Source organism: Vibrio sp. 1F263 (genome assembly GCF_041439035.1).
In the GTDB taxonomy this organism is placed as follows: domain Bacteria; phylum Pseudomonadota; class Gammaproteobacteria; order Enterobacterales; family Vibrionaceae; genus Vibrio; species Vibrio tasmaniensis_A.
This window is the reverse complement of the sequence record NZ_JBGONI010000005.1, coordinates 210,138-217,707: the sequence shown is the minus strand read 5'-3', so window position 1 is coordinate 217,707 and position 7,570 is coordinate 210,138. Positions and strand designations below refer to the sequence as shown.

Sequence of the window (7,570 nt, the reverse complement as noted above, 5' to 3'; positions counted from 1 at the left end):
TACCTTGGAACTTCAAACACTGACAAGTCGCCCCGTGGGTTCATGGGGCGGATACAGTTGTCAGATGTGGTTACGACAGAACTCCAGCAATTGTTTAGATAGAATTGAAATGGTTCATCCACCCGACAAGTTAACAGGTGTTAGCGAAAGGAAGGCATTACGCATACTTGATGAAAGCTTGGCTTAACCGCTGAAAGAGTGAGTCTACGTTGGGAAGGCTCGTCAAATGCGCGGACAAGGGAGTATGAACCTGCGCATCCACTACGGTTGGATTCCCGCAAACTTGATTATAAAAATGCACTGGCGCAACGATGTTCTCTAAGTCGGCATCTAACAAGATACAAGCTTGCGAAAGTACAATTTGGCCGCCCCCTTTTTTAAGCAATACGCGCTGCGCAGTACCCACTATTTTTTGTTTATTGATATTGAGGTTGTAGTCACCGTCACAATAAGAACCGGGGGTTGCGTGTACATCCACATCGATGCCCAGTTCCTTAAAAAACAGGGTTAATACATCGCATAAATGTCGATACGCTTTTTGGATGTTGTAGGCTTCATCACGAGGCCAATGATAAATGTGCGATAGGTTAATGATCCCCGGTAGTTGAGGAACGGGAGCGCCACCTGTTTTTCGTGAGGTGAGCTGCCAGCCTTGTGCCGTAAGTTGCTTTCTAGACTCTAGTGTCACAGGCCACTTTTTACCCGCAGGCAAAACGAGTGTCGGCGTTTTTGCTTGCCAAAGCATTAAGGCTTGCACAATCTCACCCGCCTGTATTTGCTGCAATAGCTCATCTTCTTTTTCAAACGCACGATCAACATCAATGTGCGGGTAACGTACGAGTTTATTCGTTAACTTCAATGCACTTTTCCTCTACAGATTGTGGTGACCTACCATTTAACGTTCTGCAATGGTTGATGACATATGGGACTATGTGAGATGAAAACAGCGCCAAAAGTTAGTTATTGGCGGCATAGTCGTTTGTTATGCAACATTATCAACAATTTCAATGTTGAAAGTATTCGGAATGAGCCGAGCCGTCTTTATTTTTGCATTTGGATACTTAGACTTAGCAATAGACAACACTAACTCCCTGTGCCGCTTAGACATTTTGTCACCTAATACGATTTCCTCTAACGTTTCCGGTGAGTAACCATATGAATTAACGCTAGAATCCAGCGTCATAATGCGCATTTCATTCTCGTATTTCCATGCACTAGACTTTGTTGCAATTGTTTCTGTCACCGTTTGTATGTAATTTTGTTTATTCTCATTAATCCACATATCAGAACGTAAATATTCAGACACACTAAGTTTATTCGGCTGATCTTGATAAATAATCCTAATGCCTCTCATTCGTTGGTTTGAAGCCTCGTTGATATCTTTTTGTAACCCATCATTATTAAAAACCAAACAGAACCCACGAAGCCCTTGTGCATAATGAGACCACATTAAATTTTCATATATTGGGTCTGTGCTTTGATCTCTTTGAGAAAGACAAAGAAACTTTGATTCATGGACAACTTTAGTCAAAATCCCTAAATCAAACCGCAAACCTTGCAATATCAGTAGTTTCTCATCTGTCATATTTGGGTCTAATCCTAGTACCTCACACAACTCGACAAACTTATTGTCTTTTGGGTCGATTTTCATCGTCCAATTTACGTTAGCTCGCCACAGTTCATAATCAGATTCATCTAAGGATTCGTCTAGAATTAGTGTTCCCTCAAAAGGATCGTTAAAATCCTCTTTCGATGAAAACCATAGCTCCCCATTTGCTAAAGAGGACAAGCTATTTGTATCCACTTCTCGAAACTTATAAAGTCTATATATGCTCAATTTTTACCTCTATTGCATAACGAATAGCATGGATTCCCCCTCCCGAGGATCTGCCACACTTATGTGGTACTTAAATGCATCGGAGGCACCATGTCTGATTATTCTTATTTCTGCAGTATCGACCTAGCTAAAAACCACTTTAGTCTTCATGCCGTAGACCAAAATGGTAAAGTCTTACTTCATAAGTCGGTAACTCGCTCTAAACTGCTGACTACAATAGCAAATATGCCACTCATGCGTATAGATATTGATGCGTGTGGTGGTACACATTATTGGGAAAGGGTAATCTAAATTATGCCGTGGCTATCTCCAAAACAGTCCGACACCTTTTCTCGATAACTCAGGGGCTTGATGGCTTCTGTCTGACAAGGTTGTCTGATATGGTGGCGGCAGAACTTCAGCAATTGTTTAGATAGTATTGAATATGAAAACACTAACCATACTTGATGGCGGCATGGGCCGAGAACTCAAAGAAATTGGCGCGCCATTTTCTCAACCGCTTTGGAGTGCTCAAGCGCTGATTGAAGCACCCGAATTTGTTAGCCAAGCGCATCAAAATTTTGTCGATGCAGGTGCTGAAATCCTGATCACCAATAGCTACGCGTGTGTACCTTTTCACTTGGGTGAAGAGCTCTTTGAACAACGAGGCTTTGAACTCGCAGCACTATCTGGCGAACTGGCTAAAGCAGTTGCTGACAATGCTCCTCACACCGTGAAAGTGGCGGGCGCGATTCCACCGCCATTTGGCAGCTACCGACCAGATTTGTTTAAGGTAGAAGAGGCAGCGCCAATCATTCAAACCCTTTACGATGCGCAAGACCAAAACATCAACCTTTGGATAGCAGAAACCATCTGTAGCCTGCAAGAATTCGAATCCATTCATGCGATTCTTAAGCAGTCAGATAAACCTTGTTACTACGCATTCAGTTTGGAAGACACCAAGGGCGATTGTGCCAATATTCGTTCTGGCGAAAGCGTAACATCCGCGATCAAACTTGCCTGCCAATCAAACGCGACAGGCATAATGTTTAACTGCTCAGTGCCTGAAGTGATGGATCAAGCCATTATCGATGCTAAGAAAGTGATTGGTGAGCTAGGTAGTGATTTAGAAATTGGTGTCTACGCCAATAACTTTGCACCTATCAGCAGCGAACATGAAGCTAATGATATGCTTCAAGAGATACGTGAACTGGATGGCCAAGGTTATTTAGTTTACGCAAAACGCTGGCACGCGCTGGGAGCGAATATTATCGGTGGTTGCTGCGGTATTGGACCAAAACACATTCAAGCCCTAGCCGATTGGAAACGCCACACACAGAGCTGATCCAGATCTTCAACTAGAATAAAATAAATAGAGAACAGGTTGAGAAATCTGTTCTCTATTTGTATGTGGCGTCTCTGAGTACACTGATACAAAACAACGATTTGGAGCAACTGATGAGCGACACGCAACGTAAAATTAAATGGGGTATCGCTGGGCTAGGCAATATCGCCAATCGATTCGCAACAGCTGTAATCGAGCACTGTCTGCATGGTGAATTGTATGCCGTTGCCGCAAGAGATCACTCACGCGCAGCGACGTTCGCCAATAAGTTTGGTTGCGACAAGGCTTATGGGTCTTATGAAGCCATGGCGAATGACCCTAGTGTTGAAGCGGTTTACATCGCTACGGTTCATCCTTATCACAAGCCTTTAGCTGAACTGTTTCTAAGCCATAAAAAACACGTATTGGTCGAGAAGCCCGCTTTCACCAATCTTGATGATTGGCTGGAGATGAAAGCTCTCGCAAATCAAAATGGTGTGATGTTGCTAGAAGCGATGAAAACCGTGGTGTTTCCCGCGTATCGTGAGCTTCAATCATTCTTGGTCTATAACAACATTCAGATAGATTCAATCGAAGCCAGCTTTGGTAACCATCATGACTATGAGCCGGGCTTATTTATCTTCAATCCGGATTTGTCAGGCGGAGCAACGCTTGATGTTGGGGTCTATGGGCTTTGGTTCTTTTACGATCTGTGCAGAACACTGGGGGTGACCCCTTCAGAACCTCAGGTAGAGATGTCGTGTCTGTATGAGGGCGCGAATGTCGATACCGATGCGTGCTTTACATTCTCTGGTGATATGAACGGTAAGATATCGGCATCAACCGTGCAAAATCTTCCCCGGTCAGCACATTTGAGTGGGCCAGATACCAAGATCACCATTCACGAAAAATGGTGGAATCCGGCCTTTATTGAGATTGAACATCAAGGGCAGAAGTCGACCATCAACAAACGAGTGACGGGCAATGGGTTCGAATTTGAAATCGACCATTTTTCAGATTTGGTGCTTCAAGGCAAAACTGAGTCGAATATCCTAAGCTCAGAGATAACCTCTCGAGTTCTCGATACGATGGAAAAAGCACTCATTGACTCTGGCTATCCACATTTAACTCAACCTCGTCGTTAGGAAAAGCAAATTGGGCAACCTTAAGCGCAAGCTTGAACTGTATGAAAAGATATTTCAGGCTTTTGGGCCTGGAGTATCGCATTGTCAGGTCAACCAACTGGCCACACTGCTGCATGTGAGTGAGCGTCATGTTCAGACCTTAATAAAAGCGATGACAGCACAAGGTTGGCTTGAGTGGCAAGCCAGCTCAGGCCGAAGCAAGAAAGCACAACTCACGTGTCTGGTTGAGCCCATTGAGGCGTGTTACCAATACACACAAACCCAAGCCGATGCGGGTAATATAGAACAGGTGTTTAGCACCTTAAGCTTCAATGGCCGCAATGCTGGCGCTGAGTTACAAGCCTTTCTAAGCAATACCAATCCGTCGGCGCAGAATATCGCGTACATCCCCTTTCACCGAGAACTCGAAGCGCTTCACCCTCAACGAGTACTTAGACGCACCGAACGTTTCTTAGTGATGCAAATTTGCCAACGCCTAACCTCTGTTAAGCACGATAAACTCAGCGGCGATCTGGCTTATCATTGGCAGCCTAATGAAGATGCGACACAGTGGCACTTTCAAATACGCAATGGCGTTCGCTTTCATAACGGTCGAACACTCGAACCTCAAGACATAGCGCGCAACCTTAACTCACTCTGCCAAAGCAAAATATGGCGTCGCTGTTATCAGCATATTGATGAGGTCTCTGCCTCGGCAGGTAATATGGTTGTCGTAAAATTGAATCAACCTGATTGGCATTTACCGCGCTTACTTTCCAGAGTTGAAGCCTCCGTATTCGATCCCTCGTCACCGACTGATAGGTTGATTGGTTCTGGCGCGTTCTCATTAAACATATTCTCAAGCAAGATGTTGAGATTAAGCCGCAATAGCGCGTATTCACACAGCACTCCGATTCTCAATCGAGTCGAGTTGTGGGTCTATCCAGAATGGGCACAGAGTAAAGCTTGCGCTCAAAATCAGGTGTGCGTGAAACTGCCCGAAAAGACGACCACCGTGCGTGGCGATTACCATTCTTCTCAACCGGATTCTTGCTCGACGTTTTTCAAGATTCAAAACCCAGCATTAACTAAGTCACTTCGTGAATTTACTGTTGAAGACACCTCTGAATGCCAAACCCTTTTCGAGCAGTTGTCTGCGTCTGGCGACCACAAAACCAGCGTGGAATATGGAAACTACCTAACTACCAAAGACGTGGTGCTATGCAGCATTATTGATGAGAACGACACCTTTTTCTCATGGTTAAGCTTCTTCACTCGCTTCCCCTTTGAGGACTTAGCGCTGTCTACTGAGATGCTAGAGACAATCGAACAAGGCTTAGCCTCGATAAGAAGCCAGCCAAACTTTGAGTTAGCGATGAATGCACTGTTAGCACTCAAGCATTGGTTGAATGACTCTGGAGTTGTGATTGAGCTAAAGCAAGAGGTGTTCAATTTGGAAATTTCTGAAAAGATACACAGCGCGCAAGTCAATGGTTTTGGTTGGTGCGAACTCGACCAATTATGGATCAACCATTTGTAATTTATGGCTAGACAAGTTTGCTAGCCTTTCCTACTTTCACATAATGGAGCGAGTCTAGTGTCGCGTACCGTTACTTTATCTCTGAGCCACTTCCAACACTATCTTGCCGACGTGTTTTTTCTTCAAGAACTCGTCTTGTGCAGTATGGATGTCAGCCAATGGGAAAGACTCCGCGACAATTGCGCCAATCTGCTGTTTCTCAATTCGGTTAACCAAGTTTTGGAATACTTGAGGCTCCAACACTGTACAACCGAAGAAGCTCAAATCTTTCAAATATAAAGTACGTACATCAAGCTCGACCATCGCACCGCCAATCGCGCCAGATACGGCGTAACGACCACGAGGTTTCAGCACTTCAAGAAACTCTGGCCACTTGTCACCGGCAACCAAATCGATAACCACATGCACACTATTTACACCTAATGCTTCCACCAAATTAGCGTCACGAGCAATCACTTCATCAGCACCCAATTCAAGTAACTGTTGGTTCTTGCTTGGGCTAGTAATCGCAATCACGTAAGCACCGCGAGCTTTCGCCAGTTGAATCGCCGCCGAACCCACACCACCCGAAGCGCCAGAGACAAGCACGCGATCACCTTCAACCACATTCGCGCGAGTCAGCATGTTCTCTGCTGTTGAGTAAGAACATGGGAAAGACGCTAGCTCTACATCCGACATAGAACTGTTCACCACATAAGCGTGTTTCGCTGCCACTTTTGTGTACTCAGCAAAACCGCCATCGCACTCAGAGCCAAAATACCATGGCTGTGGTAGATCTCGTCCACACACTTCCGTTAAACAAGGTTCAATAAGAACACGCTCACCAATACGATCAGCAGAGACTTCATTGCCGACTGCCACGATTAAACCACACACGTCAGCACCTTGGATACGAGGGAACTTCAACGCTTCACCCGACCAACTTGCGTCTTCTGAGTCATCACTTTTAGAGTACCAACCGATTCGTGTGTTGATGTCGGTGTTGTTCACGCCTGCAGCCATCACCTTGATCAGCACTTCATTAGGTTCAATTTGAGGAACAGCGATATCTTCACGGTAGCCAAGCATTTCTGCTCCGCCATGACCCAACATCTCTACGCCTTTCATTGTTTTCGGTAGTTCGAATTTCATCGTGTTTCCTTGAGTAATTTTGTCACCATATTCTGTGCTGATACCACCGCTTCTTCGCCTAATACTGGCCACGCGCTTGATACACCTTCATGAAGTAGAAAAAGCTCTGAAGCCAGATAATCTCGTTGACTCTGCTTACCCAGAAGTGCTTTTACTTCTCGTTTATGTTCAGTAACAGCTTGATTAATTATCTCGTTGTCAGGAAAAGCCGCCATCGCATTCATCGACATACAACCGTGTGGCGCATACTCTTCCATCCACTGTTGTAACTTGTCGAAGATATCCAGCATGGATGCCAGGCCATCAACAGGCGCACTCTCTAATAGGAAATTTAGGTAACGGTGATGACGGTGCTCTAAGGCACCCACGATCATCGCTTCTTTCGATGGGTAATGCTTATACAGCGTGCGCAGGCTGACATTACATGCCGTCTTCAGTTGAGCCACACTCGGCTCTGCAAAACCATGTTGGCTAAACGCAACCTCAAGGCTCTCTGCAATTTGTTCTCTTAACATGCGGATCTCTTATTACCTGACCAAAGGTAGAATGATTGTTCTACATACATAGTAGAGCGATCATTCTACCCATGTCAATGAGATCTTTTTGTCGTCCTATAAACGAAAAATCCCGCTACC

7 protein-coding genes and 1 pseudogene are annotated in these 7,570 nt (G+C 45.0%); 4 read left to right on the top strand and 4 right to left on the bottom strand.

Annotated features, from left to right (window positions below; all coding sequences use genetic code 11):
* Window positions 1–157 precede the first annotated feature (157 nt).
* Together ACED25_RS05610 and ACED25_RS05605 are read right to left on the bottom strand one after the other, a co-directional pair.
* The gene (locus tag ACED25_RS05610) at window positions 158–859 is read right to left on the bottom strand and encodes a biotin/lipoate A/B protein ligase family protein (RefSeq protein ID WP_371694837.1); all 702 of its coding nucleotides are present in this window, start codon (window positions 857–859) and stop codon (window positions 158–160) included.
* Window positions 860–982: 123 nt separating this feature from the next.
* The gene (locus tag ACED25_RS05605; protein ID WP_371694836.1) at window positions 983–1,804 is read right to left on the bottom strand and encodes a DUF2971 domain-containing protein; all 822 of its coding nucleotides are present in this window, start codon (window positions 1,802–1,804) and stop codon (window positions 983–985) included.
* Between the two features lie 123 nt (window positions 1,805–1,927).
* Between ACED25_RS05605 and ACED25_RS05600 the strand changes: the two are divergent.
* From ACED25_RS05600 to ACED25_RS05585, 4 genes and pseudogenes are all read left to right on the top strand, one after another.
* Window positions 1,928–2,125 (top strand): annotated as a pseudogene (locus tag ACED25_RS05600) (IS110 family transposase); the annotation flags it as partial.
* Window positions 2,126–2,261: 136 nt separating this feature from the next.
* Entirely contained in the window at window positions 2,262–3,161 is a 900-nt protein-coding gene (locus tag ACED25_RS05595) for a homocysteine S-methyltransferase family protein (RefSeq protein ID WP_371694835.1), read from the top strand.
* 113 nt (window positions 3,162–3,274) lie between these two features.
* Entirely contained in the window at window positions 3,275–4,285 is a 1,011-nt protein-coding gene (locus tag ACED25_RS05590) for a Gfo/Idh/MocA family protein (RefSeq protein ID WP_371694834.1), read from the top strand.
* A gap of 10 nt (window positions 4,286–4,295) precedes the next feature.
* On the top strand, window positions 4,296–5,804 hold the full coding sequence (locus ACED25_RS05585) for an SgrR family transcriptional regulator (protein WP_371694833.1): 1,509 nt from the start codon (window positions 4,296–4,298) through the stop codon (window positions 5,802–5,804).
* Window positions 5,805–5,879: 75 nt separating this feature from the next.
* Here the strand turns inward: ACED25_RS05585 and ACED25_RS05580 are convergent, their stop codons facing one another.
* Window positions 5,880–6,935, bottom strand: a complete 1,056-nt coding sequence (locus tag ACED25_RS05580; protein ID WP_371694832.1) for an alcohol dehydrogenase family protein — start codon at window positions 6,933–6,935, stop codon at window positions 5,880–5,882.
* Window positions 6,932–7,450 (bottom strand): TetR/AcrR family transcriptional regulator, encoded by a 519-nt coding sequence (locus ACED25_RS05575; protein ID WP_371694831.1) that lies wholly within the window; start codon window positions 7,448–7,450, stop codon window positions 6,932–6,934. The genes ACED25_RS05580 and ACED25_RS05575 overlap by 4 nt, the downstream gene beginning before the upstream one ends.
* Window positions 7,451–7,570 lie beyond the last annotated feature (120 nt).

Bases quoted from the DNA above. Each gene is read 5' to 3' on its own strand.
- ACED25_RS05595 (WP_371694835.1), top strand. From the start codon at position 2,262: ATGAAAACACTAACCATACTTGATGGCGGCATGGGCCGAGAACTCAAA.
- ACED25_RS05590 (WP_371694834.1), top strand. From the start codon at position 3,275: ATGAGCGACACGCAACGTAAAATTAAATGGGGTATCGCTGGGCTAGGC.
- ACED25_RS05580 (WP_371694832.1), bottom strand. From the start codon at position 6,935: ATGAAATTCGAACTACCGAAAACAATGAAAGGCGTAGAGATGTTGGGT.
- ACED25_RS05575 (WP_371694831.1), bottom strand. From the start codon at position 7,450: ATGTTAAGAGAACAAATTGCAGAGAGCCTTGAGGTTGCGTTTAGCCAA.